This is a genomic window from Blautia sp. Marseille-P3087 (assembly GCF_900120195.1).
Classification (GTDB): domain Bacteria; phylum Bacillota; class Clostridia; order Lachnospirales; family Lachnospiraceae; genus Blautia_A.
The window spans coordinates 347,577-371,429 of sequence record NZ_LT635539.1 but is presented as its reverse complement, the minus strand read 5'-3'; the positions used below and the strand labels follow the sequence as shown (position 1 = coordinate 371,429).

At 42.3% G+C, this 23,853-nt stretch carries 28 protein-coding genes; 21 read left to right on the top strand and 7 right to left on the bottom strand.

Annotation, left to right across the window (positions count from 1 at the left end; translation table 11 throughout):
* The first annotated feature begins 30 nt into the window (after nt 1-30).
* The 11 genes from BQ7344_RS01695 (at nt 31) to rsfS (ending at nt 8,422) form a co-directional block, all read left to right on the top strand.
* Nucleotides 31-1,902 (top strand): TIGR03960 family B12-binding radical SAM protein, encoded by a 1,872-nt coding sequence (locus BQ7344_RS01695; protein WP_072521152.1) that lies wholly within the window; start codon nt 31-33, stop codon nt 1,900-1,902.
* On the top strand, nt 1,886-2,593 hold the full coding sequence (locus BQ7344_RS01690) for a TIGR03936 family radical SAM-associated protein (protein WP_072521151.1): 708 nt from the start codon (nt 1,886-1,888) through the stop codon (nt 2,591-2,593). The genes BQ7344_RS01695 and BQ7344_RS01690 overlap by 17 nt, the downstream gene beginning before the upstream one ends.
* On the top strand, nt 2,577-3,800 hold the full coding sequence (locus BQ7344_RS01685) for a ribonuclease E/G (protein ID WP_072521150.1): 1,224 nt from the start codon (nt 2,577-2,579) through the stop codon (nt 3,798-3,800). Before BQ7344_RS01690 ends, BQ7344_RS01685 begins: the two co-directional genes overlap by 17 nt.
* Before the next feature lie 332 nt (nt 3,801-4,132).
* The gene (gene rplU, locus BQ7344_RS01675; RefSeq protein ID WP_005422792.1) at nt 4,133-4,438 is read left to right on the top strand and encodes a 50S ribosomal protein L21; all 306 of its coding nucleotides are present in this window, start codon (nt 4,133-4,135) and stop codon (nt 4,436-4,438) included.
* A 12-nt stretch (nt 4,439-4,450) separates the two neighbouring features.
* On the top strand, nt 4,451-4,771 hold the full coding sequence (locus BQ7344_RS01670; protein WP_072521148.1) for a ribosomal-processing cysteine protease Prp: 321 nt from the start codon (nt 4,451-4,453) through the stop codon (nt 4,769-4,771).
* Nucleotides 4,772-4,775: 4 nt separating this feature from the next.
* Complete coding sequence (gene rpmA / locus BQ7344_RS01665; protein WP_015542711.1) at nt 4,776-5,063, top strand: 50S ribosomal protein L27; 288 nt, start codon at nt 4,776-4,778, stop codon at nt 5,061-5,063.
* Nucleotides 5,064-5,139: 76 nt separating this feature from the next.
* Nucleotides 5,140-6,432, top strand: coding sequence for a GTPase ObgE (gene obgE, locus BQ7344_RS01660; RefSeq protein WP_072521147.1), 1,293 nt, complete (start codon nt 5,140-5,142; stop codon nt 6,430-6,432).
* Between the two features lie 18 nt (nt 6,433-6,450).
* Entirely contained in the window at nt 6,451-6,741 is a 291-nt protein-coding gene (yhbY, locus tag BQ7344_RS01655; protein WP_015542713.1) for a ribosome assembly RNA-binding protein YhbY, read from the top strand.
* A gap of 48 nt (nt 6,742-6,789) precedes the next feature.
* Nucleotides 6,790-7,437, top strand: coding sequence for a nicotinate-nucleotide adenylyltransferase (nadD, locus tag BQ7344_RS01650; RefSeq protein WP_072521146.1), 648 nt, complete (start codon nt 6,790-6,792; stop codon nt 7,435-7,437).
* The gene (gene yqeK, locus BQ7344_RS01645; protein ID WP_072521145.1) at nt 7,430-8,026 is read left to right on the top strand and encodes a bis(5'-nucleosyl)-tetraphosphatase (symmetrical) YqeK; all 597 of its coding nucleotides are present in this window, start codon (nt 7,430-7,432) and stop codon (nt 8,024-8,026) included. Before nadD ends, yqeK begins: the two co-directional genes overlap by 8 nt.
* 39 nt (nt 8,027-8,065) lie before the next feature.
* Complete coding sequence (gene rsfS / locus BQ7344_RS01640) at nt 8,066-8,422, top strand: ribosome silencing factor (RefSeq protein WP_072521144.1); 357 nt, start codon at nt 8,066-8,068, stop codon at nt 8,420-8,422.
* Between the two features lie 124 nt (nt 8,423-8,546).
* On the opposite strand, the gene lexA is transcribed toward rsfS, so the two are convergent.
* Nucleotides 8,547-9,167 carry a transcriptional repressor LexA gene (lexA, locus tag BQ7344_RS01635; RefSeq protein WP_072521143.1) on the bottom strand — a complete coding sequence of 207 codons (621 nt, stop codon included), beginning with the start codon at nt 9,165-9,167 and terminating at the stop codon, nt 8,547-8,549.
* A gap of 229 nt (nt 9,168-9,396) precedes the next feature.
* Between lexA and BQ7344_RS01630 the strand changes: the two genes are divergently transcribed.
* The 10 genes from BQ7344_RS01630 (at nt 9,397) to BQ7344_RS01585 (ending at nt 17,970) form a co-directional block, all read left to right on the top strand.
* A complete protein-coding gene (locus BQ7344_RS01630; protein ID WP_072521142.1) occupies nt 9,397-10,833 on the top strand; it encodes an HlyD family efflux transporter periplasmic adaptor subunit in 1,437 nt (478 codons plus the stop codon).
* A gap of 30 nt (nt 10,834-10,863) precedes the next feature.
* Nucleotides 10,864-11,556, top strand: coding sequence for a YggS family pyridoxal phosphate-dependent enzyme (locus BQ7344_RS01625; RefSeq protein WP_072521141.1), 693 nt, complete (start codon nt 10,864-10,866; stop codon nt 11,554-11,556).
* Between the two features lie 29 nt (nt 11,557-11,585).
* The gene (locus BQ7344_RS01620) at nt 11,586-12,212 is read left to right on the top strand and encodes a cell division protein SepF (RefSeq protein ID WP_072521140.1); all 627 of its coding nucleotides are present in this window, start codon (nt 11,586-11,588) and stop codon (nt 12,210-12,212) included.
* A 5-nt stretch (nt 12,213-12,217) separates the two neighbouring features.
* Nucleotides 12,218-12,970 (top strand): YlmH family RNA-binding protein, encoded by a 753-nt coding sequence (locus tag BQ7344_RS01615; protein ID WP_072521139.1) that lies wholly within the window; start codon nt 12,218-12,220, stop codon nt 12,968-12,970.
* Nucleotides 12,971-12,987: 17 nt separating this feature from the next.
* Nucleotides 12,988-14,079, top strand: a complete 1,092-nt coding sequence (gene aroB, locus BQ7344_RS01610; protein ID WP_072521138.1) for a 3-dehydroquinate synthase — start codon at nt 12,988-12,990, stop codon at nt 14,077-14,079.
* Nucleotides 14,076-14,597 (top strand): signal peptidase II, encoded by a 522-nt coding sequence (gene lspA, locus BQ7344_RS01605; RefSeq protein WP_083585463.1) that lies wholly within the window; start codon nt 14,076-14,078, stop codon nt 14,595-14,597. The genes aroB and lspA overlap by 4 nt, the downstream gene beginning before the upstream one ends.
* 3 nt (nt 14,598-14,600) lie before the next feature.
* Nucleotides 14,601-15,515: an RluA family pseudouridine synthase gene (locus BQ7344_RS01600; protein WP_072521137.1), complete on the top strand. Its 915-nt coding sequence runs from the start codon at nt 14,601-14,603 to the stop codon at nt 15,513-15,515.
* Between the two features lie 63 nt (nt 15,516-15,578).
* Nucleotides 15,579-16,220, top strand: coding sequence for a cytidylate kinase-like family protein (locus BQ7344_RS01595; RefSeq protein ID WP_072521136.1), 642 nt, complete (start codon nt 15,579-15,581; stop codon nt 16,218-16,220).
* Nucleotides 16,221-16,372: 152 nt separating this feature from the next.
* Nucleotides 16,373-16,819 carry a D-aminoacyl-tRNA deacylase gene (dtd, locus tag BQ7344_RS01590; protein ID WP_072521135.1) on the top strand — a complete coding sequence of 149 codons (447 nt, stop codon included), beginning with the start codon at nt 16,373-16,375 and terminating at the stop codon, nt 16,817-16,819.
* Between the two features lie 86 nt (nt 16,820-16,905).
* A complete protein-coding gene (locus tag BQ7344_RS01585; protein WP_072521134.1) occupies nt 16,906-17,970 on the top strand; it encodes a tyrosine-type recombinase/integrase in 1,065 nt (354 codons plus the stop codon).
* Here the strand turns inward: BQ7344_RS01585 and mgtE are convergent.
* The 6 genes from mgtE to minD form a co-directional block, all read right to left on the bottom strand.
* Nucleotides 17,967-19,355: a magnesium transporter gene (gene mgtE, locus BQ7344_RS01580; protein ID WP_072521133.1), complete on the bottom strand. Its 1,389-nt coding sequence runs from the start codon at nt 19,353-19,355 to the stop codon at nt 17,967-17,969. The genes BQ7344_RS01585 and mgtE overlap by 4 nt on opposite strands.
* Before the next feature lie 502 nt (nt 19,356-19,857).
* Entirely contained in the window at nt 19,858-20,277 is a 420-nt protein-coding gene (locus BQ7344_RS01575) for a twitching motility protein PilT (RefSeq protein ID WP_072521132.1), read from the bottom strand.
* A gap of 173 nt (nt 20,278-20,450) precedes the next feature.
* Nucleotides 20,451-21,599: a D-alanyl-D-alanine carboxypeptidase family protein gene (locus BQ7344_RS01570; protein WP_083585462.1), complete on the bottom strand. Its 1,149-nt coding sequence runs from the start codon at nt 21,597-21,599 to the stop codon at nt 20,451-20,453.
* Nucleotides 21,596-22,756, bottom strand: a complete 1,161-nt coding sequence (locus BQ7344_RS01565) for an FtsW/RodA/SpoVE family cell cycle protein (protein ID WP_072521131.1) — start codon at nt 22,754-22,756, stop codon at nt 21,596-21,598. The genes BQ7344_RS01570 and BQ7344_RS01565 overlap by 4 nt, the downstream gene beginning before the upstream one ends.
* A complete protein-coding gene (locus BQ7344_RS01560; protein WP_072521130.1) occupies nt 22,740-23,006 on the bottom strand; it encodes a cell division topological specificity factor MinE in 267 nt (88 codons plus the stop codon). Before BQ7344_RS01560 ends, BQ7344_RS01565 begins: the two co-directional genes overlap by 17 nt.
* A gap of 48 nt (nt 23,007-23,054) precedes the next feature.
* Nucleotides 23,055-23,843 (bottom strand): septum site-determining protein MinD, encoded by a 789-nt coding sequence (gene minD / locus BQ7344_RS01555; protein WP_072523318.1) that lies wholly within the window; start codon nt 23,841-23,843, stop codon nt 23,055-23,057.
* Between the last annotated feature and the right edge of the window lie 10 nt (nt 23,844-23,853).

Here is a 23,853-nt window from a genome sequence, read left to right as displayed (position 1 = left end):
TGTTATATATGAACCTTTGAAAGGAAAACTATGAGAAAACTAGCATTACGCGATGAAATACTCCTGCAGATCGACAAAGCCGCCCGTTACATCGGCGGTGAAGTCAATGCAGTTATGAAAAACAAAGAGGACGTAGATATCCGGTTTGCGATGGCATTCCCGGATGTCTATGAAATCGGTATGTCAAACCTCGGCATGATGATTTTATATGATATGTTTAACAAAAGAGACGACGTATGGTGCGAGCGTCTTTTTTCTCCGTGGACAGATCTTGACAAAATCATGAGAGAAGAACATATTCCTCTGTTCACTCTGGAATCTCAGGACCCGGTAAAAGATTTTGATTTTCTCGGCATTACTCTCGGATATGAGATGTGTTATACAAATGTCCTTCAGCTTCTGGATCTCAGCGGAATCGCACTTTTGTCAGCTGACCGCGAAGAAAATGATCCAGTCATAATCGGCGGTGGTGCCTGTGCATACAATCCAGAACCTCTGGCAGAATTCTTTGACCTCTTTTATATTGGAGAAGGCGAGACCGTTTATGATGCACTTTTTGATGCATATAAAGCAAACAAAAAAGCCGGTGGCAGCAGATCGGATTTTCTTCTGAAAGCTGCACAGATTCCTGGAATCTACGTACCATCACTTTATGCAGTCACCTATAAAGAAGACGGTACGATCGAATCTTTTCATCCGACATGCGAAGGTGTATCGGAAAAAGTAGAAAAACAGCTGATCATTGACATGGATAAGGATTACAACAATCTGGAGGCTCCGGTCGTTCCTCATATCAAGGCAACACAGGACCGTGTCACTCTGGAGATTCAGAGAGGATGTATCCGTGGATGCCGTTTCTGCCAGGCAGGTATGATCTACCGTCCAACACGAGAACGCGACGTGGAAAAACTGAAAAAAGCTGCAAGAACCATGCTTCAGAAAACAGGACACGAAGAAATTTCCTTAAGTTCTTTAAGTTCCAGTGATTACAGTCATCTGAAAGAAATCGTAAATTTTCTGATTGATGAATTCCGTGATGAGGCAGTCAATATTTCCCTGCCGTCACTCCGAATTGATGCATTTGCACTGGATGTCATGAGTAAGGTACAGGATGTCAAAAAAAGCAGTCTGACTTTTGCACCGGAAGCAGGTTCCCAGAGGCTTCGTAACGTTATCAACAAAGGACTTACGGAAGAAGATATCCTTCACGGTGCCGGAGAAGCCTTCAAAGGCGGATGGAATCAGGTAAAACTTTATTTTATGCTCGGTCTTCCTACAGAAACAGAAGATGATATGAAGGGGATTGCACATCTTGCTCAGAAGATTGCAGAAACTTACTACGAAACCGTTCCAAAGGAACAGCGCAAAGGGAAAGTCCAGATCAATGTCAGTACCTCATTCTTTGTACCGAAGCCTTTCACTCCATTCCAGTGGGCTCCTATGTTCCGTGAAGAAGATTTCATCGAAAAGGCAAAAATTGTCAAAAATGAAATCCGCTCTCAGTTAAATCAGAGAAGCATACGCTACAACTGGCACGAGCCGGACGTTACTGTACTCGAAGGTTTTCTCGCAAGAGGTGACAGACGCTGCTCCAAAGTTATTCTTAAAGCATACGAAAAGGGTGCTCTTTACGATGCCTGGTCCGAAAGTTTCCACTACGATATCTGGAAAGAAGCTTTCAAAGAGACAGGTGTTGACATCGAATTTTATACACTGCGTGAACGCAGCACAGATGAAATCCTTCCATGGGACTTCATTGATGCAGGTGTGACCAAAAAATTCCTGATTCGTGAATGGGAGCAGGCCAAAGCAGAAACTGTAACGCCAAACTGTCGCCAGAAATGTTCCGGCTGTGGTGTTCTCAAATACAAAGGAGGTGTGTGCTGTGAAAGTAAGAATTAAATTTGCCAAAACCGGACATATGAAATTCGTCGGTCATCTGGACACCATGCGTTATTTCCAGAAAGCAATTCGCAGAGCAGAGCTTCCAGTCGCGTTTTCAGGTGGATACAGCCCACATATGATCATGTCCTTTGCAGCACCACTCGGTGTAGGAACTACCAGTCTCGGAGAATATTTTGATATGGAACTGACAGACACTGTTCCGACAAAGGAAATCGAGGAACGACTGAATGCTGTCATGGCAGACGGTGTTTCCGTATGTTCTGCCCGTCAGGTAGAAGACGGCAAAGCAAGCACCGCCATGGCTCTGGTAGCAGCAGCAGACTATTTTGTACAGTTTCGTGATGGAAAAGAACCTGCTGCATCCTGGAGAGAGAAACTGGACGGATTTCTTGCCCAGAAAGAGATCATCGTGACCAAGAAAACAAAGCGCAGTGAAAAGACCATAGATATCCGTCCATATATTTATGAGATGCGTCTCGATGGCGAAGGTATTTTCATGCAGCTCGCTTCCGCAAGTTCCAACTACACCAAACCGGAACTTGTCATGGATACATTCCTTCGATGGATGGGCGAGGAGCCGCTTCCGTTCGCATATATGATCGAACGCCGCGAAATCTATGCCAACAAAGGCGATGAAGAACATCTGAAACTTGTTTCTATGGAAGCATTAGGTGAGAAAGTTGAATAAGCTTGTAATTACAGAAATGTATCTTCGCGAAGTTCTGTGTACTGTCTGCGCAGTTGTAAAAGATCAGAAAGTCATTGAACTTCGTCTGGAACCTTCCGGAAAGAAAAATATCTTAAATAATATTTACGTAGGACAGGTAGAAAAAATTGCAACCAACATTCAGGCAGCATTTGTCCGCCTGAATGATTCTGTCAATGGTTATCTGCCACTGAACCAATGTGAACATGCCATATTCGCAGACGGTCACAGGGAAGGACAGCCGCTTCGTCCCGGTGACCAGATTCTGGTACAAATAAACCGGGATGCCATGAAGGGCAAACTCCCGGCGCTTACCGCCAATCTGAATTTTTCCGGCAAATTTCTGGTTCTTACCACAGGCAATCGCAAAATCGGAATTTCCAACAAACTTTCCAAAGAGGAAAGCAGCAAATTGAGTAAATGGCTAGATGATGAAAGAAATATTCCTGACCGTGGATATGGACTTATCGCCCGCACAAATGCCGCCGATGCTTCCAAAGAAGAATTTTTTCATGAACTGGATATGCTTAAGAAACAGTACGAAAAGGTTGCCGTATATGGAAGAAACCGCACCTGTTTCAGCCTTCTGTATGAGTCCGAGCCTTTTTATCTTTCTGCTGTGCGCGACATTTACGGCAGAGATCTGGATGAGATTGTTACAGATATTTCGGAAATGCACACAAAAATTTCTGATTATCTGAATGAATTTCAGCCTGAAAAACTGGCAATACTTAATTTGTATCAGGACAAACTCCTTCCATTATATAAGCTGCATAGTCTGGAAAGCGCCATCGATGAAATCTGCCATGAAAAAATATGGCTGAAGAGTGGAGGTTTTCTCGTGATCCAACAGACAGAAGCATTTGTATCCATTGATGTCAACAGTGGCAAATACACCGGTAAGAAAAAAGCAGAAGAGACCTACCGCAAAATCAACCTCGAGGCAGCAGCAGAAATTGCCAGACAACTTCGCCTTCGGAACCTTTCCGGCATCATCCTGATCGATTTTATCAACATGCAGAATACCGACCACCAGGACGAACTTTTTCATGTTTTACAAAAACATCTGCGCAAGGATCCCGTCAAATGCACAGCAGTTGATATAACCCCACTTCATATCCTCGAGATGACCCGCCAGAAAGTCCGCCGCCCCGTAATCGAAGACATCCACAGCCTTTCAACCATTTAGCTTCATTTTAGCGTCCAATCTTTTGAACAACTAACACTTTCTCCATATTTAATCTTCTTCCCCATACCCGCCATTCGCTTTTCAGCGGTGGCCAAAAAGGGGGAGCGCGAGGGGGAGATTCGGCCGTTCGCAACTCCGAGATCCTCCCCCTCGCAATCTCTTTTCCATTTTTTAATTCTTTTTTACAAAAAAAGAAAAATCTCTCTTGACGCATTCCAAATCCCATGCTATTATATAGCAGATGCCGCACAGAGAGGTTTAAGCGCATGAGATTTTATCATAAATCCTCATCCACCATATCTGGCGAGTAAAGATTATAGGAGGTGCCACAGATGTACGCAATTATTGCAACAGGTGGTAAACAGTACAAAGTTGCCGAGGGCGACGTAATCAGAGTTGAAAAGCTCGGTGTTGAAGCTGGTGAAACCGTTACTTTTGATAACGTTCTTGCAGTTAGCAATGAAGGTTTAAAAGTTGGAGCTGATGTAGCTAATGCCAGTGTTACCGCTTCTGTAGTTGAAAACGGAAAAGCTAAAAAAGTTATCGTTTACAAATACAAAAGAAAAACTGGATATCACAAGAAAAACGGTCACAGACAGCAGTTTACAAAAGTTAAAATCGAAAAGATCAACGCTTAATCTGGTGTTTGCATGATTACAGTGACAGTCAGCAAGAAAAATAATTCCTATATCAGTTTTGTTTCTGAAGGACATGCCGATTATGCAGAAGAAGGGCAGGACATTATATGTGCCGCTGTTTCCGCTCTGGTAATCAATACCGTCAATTCTCTGGAACAGCTGACTAAGGATTCCATTAAAGCAAAAGAAAAGGACGGTTTTGTTTCTTTTACTTTTACAGCTCCGATTTCGGAGGGTGGAACACTTTTGATGAATTCATTACTTCTTGGTCTGACAGAAATTGAACATAGTTATTCAAAACGTTATTTAAAAGTAAAAGTCAGGGAGGTGTAACGACATGATGAAAATGAACCTTCAGTTATTCGCACATAAAAAAGGTGTTGGTTCTACAAAGAACGGCCGTGACTCCGAATCCAAGAGATTAGGTGCCAAAAGAGCAGACGGACAGTTTGTTAAAGCTGGAAACATCCTTTACAGACAGCGTGGAACCAAGATTCATGCAGGTGAGAACGTAGGCTGTGGTAAAGATTATACATTATTTGCACTGACAGATGGTGTAGTAAGATTCACCAGAAAAGGACGCGATAAGAAACAGGTTTCTATCGTTCCGGTAGAGGCAGAATAATCAAGTTCAGCGTGAGGCTTCAAATCGTTCAGGTTTGGAGCCTTTCTTTGAATCCAAAAATAATAAGGAGCGACATATGTTTGCAGACAGAGCAAAAATTATCATCCGTTCAGGAAAAGGCGGAGACGGACATGTAAGCTTTCGCCGGGAGCTTTATGTACCCAATGGCGGTCCTGACGGTGGCGACGGCGGACGCGGCGGCGATGTGATCTTCGAAGTAGATGAAGGCCAGAACACACTCGGCGAATACCGTCATAAACACAAATTCAAAGCACAGGATGGACAGGAAGGCGGCAAGAAACGTTGCCACGGTGCAGACGGAGATGATATCATCCTGAAAGTACCGGAAGGAACTGTCATTATGGAAGCACAGTCCCGCAAGGTTATTGCCGATATGTCCGGTGAAAACCGCCGCCAGATTGTCTTAAAAGGCGGACGTGGTGGTAAAGGAAACCAGCATTATGCAACTCCTACCATGCAGGTTCCGAAATATGCACAGCCGGGACAGCCTGCGCAGGAGCTTGAAGTGCTTCTTGAATTAAAGGTAATTGCAGACGTAGGTCTTGTAGGTTTTCCAAATGTCGGAAAATCCACATTCCTGTCCCGTGTTACCAACGCCCAGCCCAAAATTGCCAATTATCACTTTACAACATTAAGTCCGAATCTTGGTGTTGTTGACACCGCAAACGGCGGTTTTGTTATCGCAGATATCCCGGGACTGATTGAAGGAGCTTCTGAGGGAGTCGGTCTGGGACATGAATTTCTTCGTCATATCGAACGTACCAGAGTGCTGGTACACATTGTAGATGCAGCATCTACCGAAGGCCGTGATCCGATTGATGATATTTACAAGATCAATCACGAACTCGAAGCATACAATCCGGAAATCGCAGCCAGACCTCAGCTTATTGCCGCTAATAAAGTGGACTGTATTTTTGACGGCGATGATGAAAACCCAATAGAGAAATTAAGAGCAGAATTTGAACCAAAAGGAATCAAAGTCTACCCGATCTCTGCAGTAACCGGACAGGGCATCAAAGAACTTCTCTTTGCGATCAAAGAGCTTCTTCAGAGTGTTCCTGCCGAGCGTATCGTATTCGAACAGGAATTCTTCCCTGAAGACGAATTGTTTACAGAGAACCTTCCATTTACAGTCGAAAGGCTTCCTGAAGATCCTGGAATTTTTGTTGTGGAAGGTCCGAAGATTGAAAAAATGCTTGGCTATACCAATCTGGACTCCGAAAAAGGTTTTGCTTTCTTTCAGCGTTTCCTCAAAGAAGGCGGTATTCTTGAAGAACTCGAAAAAGCAGGAATCGAAGAAGGCAATACTGTCCGCATGTACGGTTTTGACTTTGATTATTACAAATAACAGAAAGGTCGTAAAAATATGACAAGTAAACAGAGAGCATATCTGAAAAGCCTTGCGATGAAGATGGATCCGATCATGCAGCTCGGAAAGGGCAGTGTGACACCGGAAAATACCGCTTCCGTTGACGAAGCTCTTGCAGCCCGTGAACTGATCAAGATCAGCGTTCTCCAGAACTGTCTGGACGATCCTCGCCAGATGGCAGAAGTCCTTGCAGAAAGAACACATTCTGAAGTTGTTCAGGTAATCGGAAGAAAAATCGTTCTTTACCGCGAAGGTAAAAAAGACAAAAAGAAAATCATTCTTCCATAAACCGGCATATATTGTCCAAAATATATTCAGGAAGGAAGTAAAACCAGCATGGATACCAGACGAAAAAAAATCGGGATCATGGGCGGAACTTTTGATCCGATCCATATAGGCCATCTGATTCTGGGAGAAAAAACATATGAACAGCTTGGGCTGGATAAAATATGGTTTATGCCCGCTGGCAATCCGCCTCATAAACGTAACCGCGCCGGCCGTGCAACCGATGAGCAGAGAGTTGCCATGGTAGAGCGGGCGATTACCGGAAATCCCCATTTTGAGCTTTCTCTGATTGAGATGCATGACCATGGTTTATCTTACACGTATCACACACTTGAGAATCTCAGAAAGCAGAACCCTGATACCGATTACTACTTTATCATCGGTGCAGATTCCCTATACAGTTTCACCACCTGGATGAAGCCCGAGAGAATCTGTGCTGCATGTACGATCGTAGTTGCCACGAGAGACCATACACCCGTAAAAGAGCTGTCTGAAGAAATGGAACGTCTGACACAGCTTTATCATGGTCATTTTGTACGGCTGGACACCATGAATATTGATATTTCCAGTCAGCTGCTGCGCCAATGGCATCAGGAGGGCAAAAGCCTTCGTTATTATGTACCAGACGCAGTTGCCGACTATATCAATGAGCACCATATTTATCATATTACGGAAGGAGCATCCGAAACGAATGGCTGATTACGATTTTATAAAAATGCAGAAAAAACTTTCCAAATATCTCGATGAAGATCGTTTTGAGCATACGCTCGGTGTTATGTTTACCTGCGCCTCGCTGGCAATGGTCCACGGATATGACCTCAAAGATGCCCAGGCTGCAGGGCTGCTCCATGACAGCGCAAAATGCATTCCAAATAAAAAGAAACTAAAAATGTGTGCAGAACACAATATCCCGGTTACTCCATTTGAAAAGGAACATCCTTTTCTTCTTCATGCCAAACTCGGAGCTTATATTGCACGTGCAAAATACGGAATCACTGATGAAGAAATTCTTTCTTCCATCACATTCCATACTACCGGTAAGCCAGAGATGAGTACCCTCGAAAAGATTGTTTATATTGCAGATTATATTGAACCGGCGAGAAATAAAGCACCGAACCTGACTGAAGTCCGTAAGCTTGCTTTCGAGGATCTGAATGAATGTATGTATGCAATTCTCCGGGATACCCTGACTTATCTTGACAAAAATCCGGATGATGTCGATTCTGCAACAAAAGATGCATTCGCCTATTATGACACCTTACATAAGGAACGGCAGGAGAGCAGATAACATCTGATTTTCTGTCTGACCGGAAAGGATGAGATAACTATGAATAAAGAACAGGAAATGGTACGTATCGCCTGCAAGGCGATCGATGACAAAAAAGCAATTGATATCAAAGTAATCGACATTCACGAAGTATCTGTAATTGCTGATTATTTCATTATCGCAAGCGGAAACAACCTGAATCAGGTACAGGCAATCGTCGATAATGTAGAAGAACAGCTCGGAAGAGCCGGTTATGAGCCCAAACAGGTAGAAGGAACCCGTGGTTCCAACTGGATCCTGATGGATTACGGCGATGTGATCATCCATGTTTTCGATGAAGAAAACCGTCTTTTCTATGATCTGGAACGAATCTGGAGAGATGGAAAAGAACTGGATAGTGCTGATTTTTTAAAATAAGTTTACAATAATAAAATTATGTAAATCAAATCAACAAAAAAGACATGCCCGCAGAGTCATACAAAGACTTACGGACATGTCTTTTGATTTTTCATATGCAAATTTCAGCAGTATGATCTGCTGATTACTGATAAAGGCGGAACACACCAAATACCTTTCCAAGTATCTGAATATCACCATGTACCAGAATCGGATCCATAGAATCATTTTCCGGCTGAAGACGATAATAGCCATCCTCTTTATAAAAAGTCTTCACTGTAGCAGAATCTTCTACCAGCGCTACGACAATATCTCCGTTAGATGCCGAAGCCTGCTGCTTTACCAGCACCTGATCACCATCAAAGATTCCTGCATTTACCATACTTTCTCCCTTAACTTTCAGCATGAAGCTCTGTGCATTCGGCATGTATTCTGCCGGCACCGGGAAATAACCTTCGATATTCTCTACTGCCAGAATCGGCTGGCCGGCCGCAACCGTACCTACAAGCGGTACATTGACAACCTCTCTGCGTACTAAATTAAAATTATCATCGATGATCTCGATTGCTCTGGGCTTTGTGGCATCTCTGCGGATATATCCATTCTTTTCCAGTGCTTCCAGATGTGAATGAACCGAAGAAGTGGATTTCAGATTAACCGCCTCACAGATTTCACGTACTGCCGGTGGAAATCCACGGTTCAGAATTTCGTTTTTTATATAATCAAGAATTTCCTGCTGTTTTTTACTGATTCGACCGTATGACATAGGTTCACCTCCAAGAAATATGAACATTATTTTTTAAAAAAAGTATAACATACCCTTTCAGAAATAGCAAACAGATATTCGGAAAATATGTTCGTTTTCCATATATATTTGTTTTCTGCCTTAATTATTTTGCCTTTTTCTTGTCAGATACCCCACAAAATGTTACAATACTTGTATTGTCTTTTTATATGATTTTTAATGAGAATTAGAAAATAAAGGAGGCATTTTTTTGCCTGTTAATAATAAACAAAACGGATCCGGTTCCGGCATCCTCAAAAAACTTAAAAACTTATTCGGCATGAATATCGGAACCATGCTGTTTGGTGTATTGTTTATTTATATGCTGTTCAGTATGATTCTTTATCTGACTTCTTCAAACATCGAATCCTATCTGGTAATTGCAGGACCACTTTCCCGAAACGAAACGTATACCGGTCTTGCTATACGTGAGGAGACCGTTCACAAAGCGGAGACCGGCGGTTATGTTAATTATTATGCCCGTGAAGGTTCCAAGATCAATGCAAACGGTGTAGTATACGGCATCAGCAGTTCCAAAAAAACAGAAGGCACGACAGAATTAAGTAATGAAGAACTTTCCAGCATCCGAAGCCAGCTCCAGAGCTTTTCAAAAGGCTTCAATGCCAGCAAATTTAACACTACCTACAGTTTTAAGTACAATCTGGAAGGCAGCATTCTTCAGTATGCCGGTGTTACCGGAGGAACTTCTTCATCAGATTCTTCCGATTCCACATCCAGTGTGGTTTCTTATGGTAATCAGACCTTAAGTAAAGCAGAGCAGGACGGCATCGTTCTTTACTCTATGGACGGATATGAGAACAAGTCTGTATCCTCACTGAGCACTGAAGATTTCGACCAGAATGCGTACCATGAAACAGACTTAAAGACGCAGAATTCAGTGTCAGCCGGTGACAGCTTGTATACACTGATATCTAATGAAAACTGGAGTCTTATGATTCCGCTCAGTGCCAAACAGGCCGCAAAACTTGCCGACCGCAGTACTGTGCGTGTAAAATTTCTGAAAGACGATATGACACAGACCGGCGATTTCAGCATTGTCGAAATTGACGGTTCCAAATACGGTAAGATTGATTTTAACAAAGGTTTAATCCGTTATGCAGCAGATCGTTTTCTGGAAATAGAGCTGGTTACCAATACTGTGACCGGTCTTAAGATTCCACTTTCCTCCATTGTGACCAAGGAATTTTATCTGATTCCTTCCAAATATTCAACAAAAAACGAAGACAGTCAGGATATCGGTTTCATGGTGCAGGGTAAAGACAATAACGACAGTCTTTCCTTTGTCAAGGCTTCCATCTATGCCAGCATTGAGGAAGACACTGCTGATAATGCGGACAAACCTGAAGACCAGAAATCATATATTTATTATGTAGATAAGAAGTCATTTGCCGAGGGTGATGTAATCGTCAGCCAGAAGGACCAGAGTAAATACGTTGTAAGTGATGTAGGTGTACTCGAAGGTGTTTATTGCATTAATCAGGGATATGCGGTATTCCGCCGGATTGAAATCCTTGATCAGAACGAAGAATATGCCATTGCATCCAAATCCACCTCATACGGTCTTTCCCGTTATGACCATATCGTCCGAAATGCAGACAAAGTAAATGAAGAAGAGATTTTATACTAGATATATACGAATCAGGAGGCTTAATCTATTATGGTAGCAGAAAATCTTGAACAGGTAAGAAAAAACATTGAACTTGCATGCAGAAAAGCAGGGCGTGACCCGAAAGAGGTTACATTGATCTCTGTCAGCAAAACCAAGCCTGTGTCTATGCTTCAGGAAGCATATGATGCCGGTTCCAGGGATTTCGGAGAAAACAAAGTACAGGAGATCATGGATAAGGTACCGCAGCTTCCGTCTGATATCCGCTGGCACATGATCGGACATCTGCAGCGCAACAAAGTCAAATATATTGTAGATAAAGTGGCTCTTATCCATTCCGTGGATTCTCTGCGTCTTGCAGAAACGATCGAGCATGAAGCAGCCAGGCATAATGTTACTGTTCCGGTTCTTATCGAGGTAAACGTGGCGCAGGAGGAGAGTAAATTCGGTCTGAAAACCGAAGAAGTTCTTTCTCTCGTGGAATCTGTCGCAGTCTTTCCGCATATACATATAGAAGGGCTTATGACGATTGCTCCATATGTAGAAGATCCGGAAGAGAACCGCGGCATTTTCCGTCAATTAAAGAAATTAAGTGTTGACATTGCTGCCAAAAACATTAATAATGTTAATATGAGTGTTTTGAGCATGGGTATGACCGGAGATTATCAGGTAGCCGTGCAGGAAGGCGCTACAATGGTTCGCGTCGGAACCGGAATTTTCGGTGAAAGAAATTATGCAGTCTGACGCGCAGAACAATAAGATTGGAGATTAAAATGAGTGTTTTAGATAAACTTTTAGATGCTGTAAAACTGAATGATGACTACGATGAGGATGATTATTTAGATGATGATCTCCTTGACGGTGATGACGATGATTTTCTCGATGAAGACCGGGAAGACAAGCCAGTCAAGAAGTTCTTCCAGAAATTCTCCAAAAAATCCGAAGAGGATGACTATGATGATTTCGATGATGAACCGGAGACTCCTGTTTCCAAACAGTCCGCATCCAAATCCATCTCTGTTCCGAAGACAACATTCAAGCAGGACAAGCCTGCACGTACTTCTTCAAAAATCACACCTATGAGAAGCAGCCGCAAAGGTTCACAGGCAGCTAACATGGAAGTCTGTGTTATTCGCCCAACCTCTATGGAAGATACACGTGAAATTGCAGATACACTTGTTGATAACTCTACCGTAATCCTGAATCTTGAGGGAATCGATATGGAACTTGCACAGCGTATCATCGACTTTACTTCAGGAGCATGTTATTCTCTGGGTGGAAGTCTTCAGAAAGTATCCAGTTATATCTTTATTCTTGGACCATATAACGTAGATATTACCGGAGACCTTCAGAATATTCTCGGTGGTAATTCCATTCCGTCCGTAAGAGCAGGATACTAAGATCAATGAACAAAGACGAATTCTTTATCAAGAGGATCCGGGAACTGGCAAATCTCTCTTATCAGAGAGATATTGTCACCTTTTCGGATTTTCTTAATTTAAACGAACAAAATATTGTAAATGAACAAAAGAATCAGATGCCGGGCGTAATCACAGAATGCTCAGGCGGTTATGAGCAAGCAGAGCGTCAGATGGTGGCATTTCATCCTGATGCTCTTTTGTTTCCGTGGGAATACCCGATCACATGTCTAAAAATCGAACCTCTGGCAGCCAAATTTTCTGAATCACTGACACATCGTGACTTTCTGGGAGCTGTCCTCAATCTCGGTATTGAGCGTTCCGTGATCGGGGACATCCTTGTGCAGGAACACACGGCCTGGATATTCTGCCACAATAAAATTTCGGATTATATTATTGAAAATCTCACCCGGGTACGTCATACCACTATGAAAATTTCCAGAGTTGACAATCCGGAGCACTTCCCGACACCGCAGTTTGAAACGATCAGCGGTACATGTGCATCTGTTCGTCTGGACAGTCTGATCGGGCTTGCTTTTCAGAGTTCCCGCAGCAGCATGGTTTCCTTCATTGAAGGTGGTCAGGTCTTCGTAAACGGCAAACTGATTACTTCTAATGGATATGAACCCAAAGACGGTGATATTATTTCCGTCCGCAGCAAGGGACGCTTTCGCTATGAGGGGGTTTTCGGTCAGACGAAAAAAGGTCGCTACAGCATAAAATTATCACGCTACAAATAGATGAGGAGGACCATATTATGAAAACAGAACCATTACAGGTAAAGCGCAGCGGTGATTTTTATTATCCGATATATTTCGAAGAGGGATTTGGTTCCCTTGCAGACGCCATCCGTACAGAAGGGCTAGACAGTCGCAAAATGTGTATTGTTTCCGATACCAACGTTGCACCCTTGTACGCGGATTCTCTGAAATCTGCCCTTTCTTCTGTTGCCTCGTCTATTTCCCTTTTTGTTTTTGAGGCAGGCGAAAAAAGCAAGCATCTTCATACCGTACAGAATCTGTACGAAAAACTGATCGAATCTGAGCTGGATCGTAAAAGTCTGATTGTTGCACTTGGAGGCGGTGTCGTTGGTGACCTCGCAGGATTCAGTGCAGCAACTTACCTTCGCGGAATCGATTTTATTCAGGTACCAACCACACTTCTCGCTCAGGTGGACAGCAGTGTCGGAGGCAAAACCGGTGTAGATTTTAGCCAGTACAAAAATATGGTCGGAGCATTTCATCAGCCACGTCTTGTCTATATGAATCTTCAGACACTGAAAAGCCTTCCTGATACGCAGTTTGCATGCGGAATGGGTGAAGTCTTAAAAACCGGACTGATCTGTGATGGTGATTTTTATCACTTTGTGTGTGAGCATCAAAAGACCATTCAGAATCTTGATCCGGAACTTCTTGCCCAGATGATCCGGCGTTGCTGTGAGATCAAAGCCGGCGTCGTAGAACGTGATCCGAAAGAGCAGGGTGAACGTGCTCTTTTAAACCTTGGGCATACTATCGGACATGCTGTCGAAAAGCTGATGGATTTTCAGCTTCTTCACGGACAGTGTGTTGCAATCGGTCTTGTTGCCGCAGCTTTCATCTCTATGAAGCGTGGCCTTCTTACCGAAAACGAGTATCTGCAGATCAGAACCGGCTGTGAACTTTATCGTCTTCCGGCTCATGTAAATGGTCTGGATCCGCAAAAGGTGCTTGCCGCTACCAAAAAAGACAAAAAGATGGAACAGGGCACCATCAAATTCATTCTGATGAACGGCATCGGCAAAAGCTTTATTGACCGCACCGTGACAGATGAAGAACTTCTTTCCGGTATTCAGGAGATTCTTCAATGAAAAAAAAATCCCAACAGAACAGCCAGATCTGGTATATGCTACTCTGGTTCGGAGGAATTACCATCCTGACTGTCATTGATCAGCTTACCAAACATCTGGCAGTAAAATATCTGAAGGAGACATCCGGAATCATACTGATTCCGGACGTTCTTGAATTTCAGTACGTAGAAAACCGCGGCATGGCTTTTGGATTGCTTCAGGGGCGCCAGATCCTGTTTTTAATCCTTTGCGTTGCCTTCTGCGCAGGAATTCTCTATTTATATGCCAGAATTCCTAAAAACGGCTATTACGCGCCTCTGAGCATCATTGGCGGAATTCTTTTCAGCGGCGCACTCGGCAATTTTATCGACCGCGCATTTTACGGTTATGTCACAGACTTTATTTATTTTTCTCTGATTGATTTTCCGGTATTCAATATTGCCGATATCTACGTTGTCTGTGGCGGCATTCTGCTGGCGGTGTTTGTTATTTTCCGCTACAAAGATGAAGATTTTTATTTTATTAATCATAAAGGATAACACATGGAAACATTAGAATTTAACGTAGATGCATCCGCAAACAATATACGGATCGACCGTTATCTTGCGGATCAGTGTCCGGAGCATTCCCGTTCTTATATTCAGAAACTTCTCAAAGAAGAACAGGTGCTCGTAAATGGCCGCGTCATCAAAGCCAATTATAAGACTCAGTCCGGAGATTATATCGAGTTTCATATCCCTGATCCGGAAGTTCTGGATATCCTCCCGGAAAATATTCCTCTGGATATTCTGTATGAAGATGACTATGTACTTGTCGTAAACAAACCAAAAGACATGGTCGTACATCCCAGTGCCGGACATACTTCCGGCACACTTGTCAATGCCGTTATGGCACACTGTGGAGAACATTTATCCGGTATTAACGGAGTGCTTCGCCCAGGTATTGTACACCGAATTGACAAAGATACCACCGGTGCGCTTCTGATCTGCAAAGATGATGTCGTACACCGTGACCTTGCCGAACAGCTCAAAGAACACAGCATCAAACGCCGTTATCGCGCGGTTGTGCAGGGAAACCTCAAAGAAGATGAAGGAACTGTCAATGCACCTGTCGGCCGTCATCCTACAGACCGCAAAAAAATGGCAATCAACCATAAAAACGGCAAAGAGGCAATCACACATTATAAAGTACTTGAGCGTTTTGGACAGGCAACTTATATTGAATGCCGTCTGGAAACAGGTCGTACACACCAGATCCGTGTTCATATGGCAAGCCTCGGACATCCGCTTCTCGGAGATACTGTATATGGTTCTTCCAAAAATCCTTATCACCTTCAGGGCCAGGCATTACATGCAATGATTCTTGGTTTTGTTCATCCGATAACGGGAGAATATCTGGAGTTCGAAGCTCCTTTGCCTGAATATTTTTCAAAACTTTTAGAAAAATTGAGAAAATAGTTGGATTTTCTTTGTATATATTGTATAATGTCAATATGATTCTTGCAGAAGGGAGTGTCTATTATGAACAATACTAGTTCAATTATTACAATCGGGCGTGAATATGGAAGTGGTGGCAGACAGATCGGACAGGAGATTGCCAATTATTTCGGCATTAAATATTATGATAAAGAACTGTTGGAGCATGCAGCAAATGACAGCGGTATCTGTAAAGAACTTTTTGAACATCACGATGAGAAACCAACAAACAGTTTTCTTTATTCACTCGTGATGGACACCTATTCATTTGGTTATTCCTCCGCAGGTTTTTCAGATATGCCTATGAATCACAAGATTTTCCTTGCACAGTTTGATGCTATCAAGAAGCTTGCAGGAGAAGGTCCGTGTGTAATGGTCGGCCGTTGTGCTGATTATGCTCTTGCTGACTGGAAAGACTGTTTCAGTGTTTTCGTACACGCAGATTTTGACTGGCGAATCAACCGGATTGCCGCCAAATACAATAAAACACCTAAGGAAGCACGCGATATCATCACCAAAACCGATAAGAGCAGAGCAAGTTATTATAATTATTACACGAATAAAAAATGGGGATCTGCCAAGAGCTACAACCTCTGCATTGACAGCAGCAAGTACGGAATCGACAATACCGTCAAAGCGATTATCGAATCTATTAAAATTTTTGATTCAACAAAAGCATCTCGTTAAAGCTACATATTCTTAAATTTACAGTTCCGATTCATCAAACTGCATCTGGCAGGATTACTGAGTCGGAGCTTTTTTTCTTTGTCCAAACATGCTATAATAGATGTATTGTCTGAAATATTTAAGTTTAAATAAAAATAATCGGAGGAATATTTATGCGTCTGGTCATTCAGCGTGTACTTCATGCGGAGGTACAGGTAGATGGAAATACAATCGGAAAAATAGGGAAGGGACTTCTTGTTTTTGTCGGAGCCGGTCAGGACGATACAAAGGAAATTGCAGATAAATATCTTCGCAAACTTCTCGGTCTTCGCATTTTTGAAGATGAAAATGGTAAAACCAATTTATCATTGAAAGATGTAGATGGTGAATTGCTAATCGTGTCGCAGTTTACCCTATATGCAAACTGTAAGAAAGGAAATCGGCCAAGCTTTATCGAAGCCGGAGAACCACATATGGCGGAAGCTTTGTATGAATATATGATCGATGAAGCAAAGAAATCTGTTCCGGTTGTTGAGCATGGCGAATTTGGTGCAGACATGAAAGTGTCCCTTCTTAACGACGGACCGTTTACGATCATTTTAGATGAAAAGATTTTATAACAACGATGAATAGGATATTTTATGAATACAATAGATCTATACGACAAACCCGAGTTTTTCAAATAGATATATAAGGAGTTTTTATTATGCCCGTAAATACCTCAAGAACCACTTACCGTGAACATACCGATACCGAAAATATCTTAAAGCTTCGGCAGGTTCTTTCGACGCTGCCTGCGTTTTGCAAAGATTATTTTCGTGCCATTGATTCTACGACAACCACAAAGACACGAATTTCTTATGCATACGACATACGAATTTTTTTTCAGTTTCTTCTTGATGAAAATCCGGCATTCAAAAATTATGCAATGACTGATTTTTCTGTGGCTGTCCTTGATCAGATCAAAGCCGTCGATCTTGAAGAATACATGGAATATCTCAAGATATACCAGAATGGTGACAAAACCGAAACCAACGGTGAACGTGGATTAAAGCGCAAAATTTCTGCTCTGCGCAGTTTTTATGCTTATTATTATAAACGTGAAATGATCCACACAAACCCGACTGTCCTGATTGATGTCCCGAAAATCCATGACAAAAGCATTATCCGCCTGGATACAGATGAAGTTGCGTTGCTTTTGGACTATATCGAGCACTGTGGAGACAGCCTGACCGGTCAGAAACGTGTATATTACGAAAAAACAAAGGAACGTGACCTGGCAATCGTCACGCTTCTTCTCGGCACCGGAATCCGTGTATCTGAATGTGTCGGTCTTGATATTGAAGATGTAGATTTTAAAAATAATGGAATTAAAGTCACCCGAAAAGGTGGCAACGAAATGGTTGTTTATTTTGGTGAAGAAGTTGAAAAAGCTCTGAAACGCTATCTGGAGATACGCGAAGTTATCACTCCTCTCGCCGGACATGAACATGCTCTCTTCTACTCTGCTCAGCGCAAACGTATGGGCGTGCAGGCAGTCGAAAACATGGTCAAAAAGTACTCCCGCCAGATCACAACTACCAAAAAAATAACGCCCCATAAACTCCGCAGTACATATGGCACAGCCCTGTATCAGGAAACCGGCGATATTTACCTTGTAGCGGACGTTCTGGGGCATAAGGATGTCAATACTACCAAGAAACATTACGCAGCCTTAGACGATGCCAGACGGCGTCAGGCAGCCACAGCAGTCAGACTTCGTGAAGATTAAAGATGAAGTACCTCGATCAAAAAAATCCAGCTCAGTCCATAGTAGGAAATAACCGCAACCAGGTCATTTACTGTGGTGATCAACGGTCCGGATGCAACTGCCGGATCGATATGGATCTTTTTGAAAAACAGAGGAATACAGGTTCCCACCGCACTTGATATCAGCATTGCCAGAAGCAGGGAAAGACCAATACAGCCGGAGACCGCATATGCAAATACCAGCGTTTTTCCCTTAAACAGCCAGATATACAGACCAATCAGTACGAAGGATAAAATACCAAGTACCCCACCGTTACAGAGGCCAATTTTCATCTCTTTCAGTACAAGTTCCAGTTTCTGTCTGCCGGTAAGTGATTCATCCATAAGGACACGGATTGTGACAGCCAGAGACTGTGTGCCGACATTTCCTGCCATATCAAGAATCAGTGACTGGAAGCACATGATAATCGGCAGATTTGTAACAACTTTTTCGAATACCCCAACAACAGAAGAAACTACCATACCCAATCCCAAAAGAATGATCAGCCATGGCATTCTTTTTTTCATACTTTCTTTCAATGGTTCCTGCAGATCTTCCTCCGCAGTCAGACCAGCCAGCTTCGCATAGTCCTCTCCCATTTCATCATCAACAAGATCTACGATATTCGCCGAAGTAATAACGCCCAGAAGACGGTTATCATTATCCAGCACCGGAATCGAATCTTCGGAATAATCTTTCAGATTTTCGATACAGTCATCAATCAGTTCCGTTCCATAAACATATGGATAAGAAGTAACGATCAGTTCCTCCAGCGGATGATTCTGTCTCGCGATAATGAGGTCCTTAAGATCAATTGCTCCATAAAATTCTTCAGCATCATTGATTACAAAAATCGTTGAGATATTATCATTCTCTGCCGCCTGTGTGACCAGCTGACTCATTGCCTCTTTGACACTGATGTTTTCATGTATCACAATATAATTCGTTGTCATACGACTACCGATCTCATCGTCATCAAATGACGTGATCAGTTCAATATCGTGTCTTACTTTATCATCAAGAAGCTCAATTAAAATCTTTCTTTTGGAGCGTTCAAACTGCTGAAGTACATCTGCCAGTACATTTGTTTCCATCTTTGACAGTATTGCTGCAGCTTTTTTTACCTCCATTTCTTCCAGATACTTTACTACGGTATCTTCATCCGTATACTCAAAAATATCGGACAGCATATCCATATCCAGTACACGATAGAGCTTACAGCGTTCTACTACAGACAGTTCTTCCAGAACATCTGCAAGATCATTTTCGTGGAAATCCTGAAGTCTCTTTGCCAGAACTGCCGGAGAAACATTGCTTCTCACAACATTCAGGATTTCTTTTCCATAATCCTGTACCCTTTTTTCCATTCTGTATTTCCTCCTTTTTTCCCATAATAATCGTACAAAAAGGCATAGCCATAGAAGCTGCCATCAATAAACATGGCAACACAAAAAAAGCATGTCTTTCTGCAAAACATGTCAAATATCTGATTTGAACTTAATTGTGTTCAGGGATTTTTACAGAACAGAAAATTATCTGGAAATGAAAAAGAGAATAATAACCAAATTAAAACAGAATGTAGTAACTGTACTCACAGACTGCTTTTAATTTCTGTCCTGTGTAACTACTTCGCCCGTGAGAATCACAATTATCCATTCTGTTCACCTGCCTTTACTTTAGAATTCTTTTTTGACGTACACATTATAACGTATGCCTTCTTAAAAGTCAACGCTTGATCAACTATACAATTTGCACAATATAATTGCACAAAAAGAGGATCCTGTCCCCCAACAGAATCCTCTCTGATTACCCCATCATATGTACCTTATATGGTTTAAAAAGACTAATCCCGAATTTCTTTTTTACGGTTTATAATGCTGTAATAATCTTGTCCTGTAAGGAAGCAGGAACTTCTTCTTTGTCAAGAGACATACTTACAACAAATTTTACGTTGAACTTCTCGCCAACTGCACTTAACTGCTCTAATGCATTTGTAACATCCTGTCCCTCAAGTTTCGCTGTTGTCAGGAAACTGTCAAGATAAATCTGCTCAAGATCATGATCCTGAGAAATAATACCACAAACAAATCCTACAAACTCGTCTGCATTCTTAATCGGATATCCAGATACATCGATCAGACGAACTTTATTATTTAATTCATACATATGTTTTGCACTTTTATCTAAGTAAACAATGCTGCCATTGGCTTCTTTAATTGCGCCGTTCACTTTGTCTAACAGTACTTTTGTTTTGCCCTTACCTTTCTTACCTACGATCAGTTCAACCATCCTGTTTTCCTCCTTAGACACAATATAATATTAATTTTGAACAAAAACGATAATTAATATGTTTGTATTATAGTGCATTTTATCTCAAATTTCAATAGATAAATGTAACTTTTTGTGAAATTTTAAGCCTTTACTGTAAACAGTTGAACAGTAAAGGCTTTTGTCTATTGTATCTACTGATTTATTTTTTCAAGGAGTGATGTCATCTGCTGGTAAAGAAGCTCTTTACTTGATGCTCCCATAACAATCGAAATATATGGAGAGCCATAAGAATTCTGGCTGAGTAACGCCAGGCAGTTACCCGCACTGTTTGTCGTACCGGTCTTTCCTCCAAGAACTGTAACACCTTTCGGCACATTTGCCTCGCCCGTCAGATAATGGTCCGTTGCAGTCAGTGCCACACTGTCCTCTGATCCGTCACTGTGTGTAAATGTAACAGTATAACTCGGCATCTGTGTAATCTCTGTAAATTCCGGATAATTCAATGCCTCTTTCAACATCAGATAAATATCATATGGTGTTGTATAATGGTTTTCATCCTGCAACCCATGTGGATTCGTAAAATGAGTTCCTGTACATCCAAGCTGAGCAGCATACTCATTCATCATGGAAACAAAATTCTCTGTCGTACCACCTACGTGTGTCGCAATTGCAGATGCAGCATCATTTCCGGAATAAACAAGAAGACAATGTACCAGCTGATCCATTGTCACCTGATCACCTTCCTGAAATCCTACTACCTGAGAACCCTCCTCTAATGTAATGTTTTCCTGTGAAATTGTCACTACATCATCCATGTTGCTGTTCTTAAACGCAAGGAGTGCTGTAATGATTTTTGTGATGCTGGCCGGATATACACGCTCATATGCACTTTTGGCAAATAACACGGATTTATCTTTCAAATCCAGCAAAACGCCCTCCTGTCCATCTTCCAGCGATACAGAATCCATTGGCTGATCCCCGTCTACCACACAGAGATCCGCCGCAAATGCTGATGCTCTCTGACTGGTTCCTACAAGACTCTGATGCTGAAATTCTCTGGTAATGTCATATGCCTGCGCCGGAGTGGAAATACTGCCTCCTCTGAGGACATAAAAGCCACCGAATGCACCAGCAAAAACAACTAACAGAAAAAGTACCAGTATAACCGTACTTTTTATACGTTTCCGGCGCATTTTGCGTATTCTCGGAGTTCTTCTCGGATTTCTGCGCGCCTGCAGACGTGCCGTTTCAGGAGCTTTTCTGGTCAATTGCTCCGGTCTTGCTGTTTTGCGTCGCTGTCCCTGTCCTGCTGTATTTCTTTTTTGCTGTCTTTCTGTCATAAATAATCCTCTTTCTTATCGATCGTGTTCTTGCGGATTTCTTTATTGTAGGCGCTGCTCTGAAGTCCTACATTCAATACCAGTCCCATACCAATATAAAGACTCACAAGAGACGTAAGTCCATAACTGACAAAAGGAAGCGGTGTACCGGTATTTGGTGCAATTCCTGTCGCCACGCAGATATTCAGGAAACTCTGGAGTGATACAATACTTGCCATACCGCAGCATATAATCTTCCCCGACAGGTCTTTTGCCCTGAGGCTCATCCGAATACATTCTACCGAAATTGCCAGCAGCAGAAGGACGATTGCACAGCATCCCATAAAACCATATTCCTCACCGGCTACAGCAAAAATAAAGTCTGTCTGATTCTCTGATACGAAGTTCCCCTCATTTACAGAGGCCACTTCTTTATCTCCGGAAAGTTTTTTGCCGATCAGTTCACCCGAAGCAATTGCTGTCTTGGAGTTATTCTGCTGTTCAATATCGTCGCCATATTCTTCGTTCTCTGGATAAAGGAAAGCCATAATACGTTTTCTCTGATAATCTTTGATCAGATTCTGATCCGGCTGAACAACAATTGATAAAAAAATAATAGAAAGCGGGATTATGATCAGAAACATTCCGCCAATGACCTTATAGCTCAATCCTGCAATATAGATCAGAATACAAAATACAGCAAGCATCATCAGTGTATTTTTCATATCCGGCTGTTCATAAATAAGAATCAGCGGGATTGCCAGAAGAATTACAGATTTTGCCAGTGTCCGAACCGTATTCAGGTCTTCCTCATGATCCATAAAAAATCGTGCAAAAAACAATATTATTATAATCTTTGACAGCTCAGTCGGCTGAAATCGAATAAAACCAAAATCAATCCATCTTGCCGCACCGTTAGCCGAATCACCAAACAGACGCACAATCAGAAGCAAAACGATATTGGCGCCGTACATGATCCACTGAAAATTTGAAATCCATGAATAATCCATCAATGAAAGGATTACCATAATAATAAAACCGATAATAACTCCGGCAAGCTGCTTGGTCATCAGATCCTCTCTTGCGCTTCCGACCAGTATAATACCAAACGTACTGATTGCCAGCAAAAATATTACCAGTCTGAAATTGTAAAATCTTAATTTATATTGTTTTATCATTTTCCTGTATTCCTTTATTTTCAGACCGTACCGGTATCTTTGCATGAATGATCGGAGGTTCCTGTGTAATACAGATATTAACCCCCTTCTCATCCACTGGAATATATTTTTTTACGGTACGGATCAAATCGTTTTTCAGCATATTTATCATTTGCGGAGAGCAGTCAAGCCGTTCCGACACAAGAAGAAGTGTCATCCTCTTTCTTGCGTATTCTGCCGAACGGCCTTTTATCTTATTGACAGATTTCACAGGGAACACCCTCCTTTAACGAAGCTTAACGGAAACAGAATCAACTGTCTATTTATGAAAGATATCGCTTAATCTCCTGAACATACCTTTTTTCTGTTTCAGCTCCGCAAACGGTACTTCCTCCCCGAGAATTCTCCGGCAGATATTCTTATATTCTTCTTCTGCCTGAGAATTCTGTCCGGACAGCGGCTCTCCCTGATTGGCAGCCACAACAATCTGCTCATCATCAAGAATAGTTCCGATCAGATCCACAGCAAGAATTTCTGTTACATCATCCACAGACATCATATCACCCCTGGCAATCATATCTGGTCTTAAGCGGTTTATGATCAGATGGATGTCTCGAAGGTCCGATGCCTCCAGAAGTCCGATAATTCGGTCTGCATCGCGAATTGCTGACACTTCCGGAGTAGTCACTACGATTGCCTTATCAGCTCCCGCTATCGCATTCCGAAATCCCTGCTCTATCCCTGCAGGACAGTCCAAAAGGACATAATCAAATTCTTCCCTGAGTTCATCTGTCAGTTTGATCATCTGCTCCGGTGAAACAGCAGACTTATCCTTCGTCTGAGCTGACGGAAGCAAAAACAGATCCGGATAGCGTCGGTCTTTGATCAATGCCTGTTTCAGTCTGCAGCTTCCGTTGATGACATCCACCAGATTATATACAATCCTGTTTTCCAGACCAAGAATAACGTCCAGATTACGAAGTCCGATATCGGTATCTACTACGACTGTTTTTTTGTTCAGCATGGCAAGGCCTGTTCCGAGATTCGCAACTGTTGTCGTTTTACCGACTCCACCCTTGCCGGATGTTACTACTATGACTTCTCCCATTTTTGTTCCC

Bases quoted from the DNA above. Each gene is read 5' to 3' on its own strand.
- BQ7344_RS01695 (WP_072521152.1), top strand. From the start codon at position 31: ATGAGAAAACTAGCATTACGCGATGAAATACTCCTGCAGATCGACAAA.
- rplU (WP_005422792.1), top strand. From the start codon at position 4,133: ATGTACGCAATTATTGCAACAGGTGGTAAACAGTACAAAGTTGCCGAG.
- BQ7344_RS01670 (WP_072521148.1), top strand. From the start codon at position 4,451: ATGATTACAGTGACAGTCAGCAAGAAAAATAATTCCTATATCAGTTTT.
- rpmA (WP_015542711.1), top strand. From the start codon at position 4,776: ATGATGAAAATGAACCTTCAGTTATTCGCACATAAAAAAGGTGTTGGT.
- obgE (WP_072521147.1), top strand. From the start codon at position 5,140: ATGTTTGCAGACAGAGCAAAAATTATCATCCGTTCAGGAAAAGGCGGA.
- yhbY (WP_015542713.1), top strand. From the start codon at position 6,451: ATGACAAGTAAACAGAGAGCATATCTGAAAAGCCTTGCGATGAAGATG.
- nadD (WP_072521146.1), top strand. From the start codon at position 6,790: ATGGATACCAGACGAAAAAAAATCGGGATCATGGGCGGAACTTTTGAT.
- yqeK (WP_072521145.1), top strand. From the start codon at position 7,430: ATGGCTGATTACGATTTTATAAAAATGCAGAAAAAACTTTCCAAATAT.
- rsfS (WP_072521144.1), top strand. From the start codon at position 8,066: ATGAATAAAGAACAGGAAATGGTACGTATCGCCTGCAAGGCGATCGAT.
- lexA (WP_072521143.1), bottom strand. From the start codon at position 9,167: ATGTCATACGGTCGAATCAGTAAAAAACAGCAGGAAATTCTTGATTAT.
- BQ7344_RS01625 (WP_072521141.1), top strand. From the start codon at position 10,864: ATGGTAGCAGAAAATCTTGAACAGGTAAGAAAAAACATTGAACTTGCA.
- BQ7344_RS01620 (WP_072521140.1), top strand. From the start codon at position 11,586: ATGAGTGTTTTAGATAAACTTTTAGATGCTGTAAAACTGAATGATGAC.
- BQ7344_RS01615 (WP_072521139.1), top strand. From the start codon at position 12,218: ATGAACAAAGACGAATTCTTTATCAAGAGGATCCGGGAACTGGCAAAT.
- aroB (WP_072521138.1), top strand. From the start codon at position 12,988: ATGAAAACAGAACCATTACAGGTAAAGCGCAGCGGTGATTTTTATTAT.
- lspA (WP_083585463.1), top strand. From the start codon at position 14,076: ATGAAAAAAAAATCCCAACAGAACAGCCAGATCTGGTATATGCTACTC.
- BQ7344_RS01600 (WP_072521137.1), top strand. From the start codon at position 14,601: ATGGAAACATTAGAATTTAACGTAGATGCATCCGCAAACAATATACGG.
- BQ7344_RS01595 (WP_072521136.1), top strand. From the start codon at position 15,579: ATGAACAATACTAGTTCAATTATTACAATCGGGCGTGAATATGGAAGT.
- dtd (WP_072521135.1), top strand. From the start codon at position 16,373: ATGCGTCTGGTCATTCAGCGTGTACTTCATGCGGAGGTACAGGTAGAT.
- BQ7344_RS01585 (WP_072521134.1), top strand. From the start codon at position 16,906: ATGCCCGTAAATACCTCAAGAACCACTTACCGTGAACATACCGATACC.
- mgtE (WP_072521133.1), bottom strand. From the start codon at position 19,355: ATGGAAAAAAGGGTACAGGATTATGGAAAAGAAATCCTGAATGTTGTG.
- BQ7344_RS01575 (WP_072521132.1), bottom strand. From the start codon at position 20,277: ATGGTTGAACTGATCGTAGGTAAGAAAGGTAAGGGCAAAACAAAAGTA.
- BQ7344_RS01570 (WP_083585462.1), bottom strand. From the start codon at position 21,599: ATGACAGAAAGACAGCAAAAAAGAAATACAGCAGGACAGGGACAGCGA.
- BQ7344_RS01565 (WP_072521131.1), bottom strand. From the start codon at position 22,756: ATGATAAAACAATATAAATTAAGATTTTACAATTTCAGACTGGTAATA.
- minD (WP_072523318.1), bottom strand. From the start codon at position 23,843: ATGGGAGAAGTCATAGTAGTAACATCCGGCAAGGGTGGAGTCGGTAAA.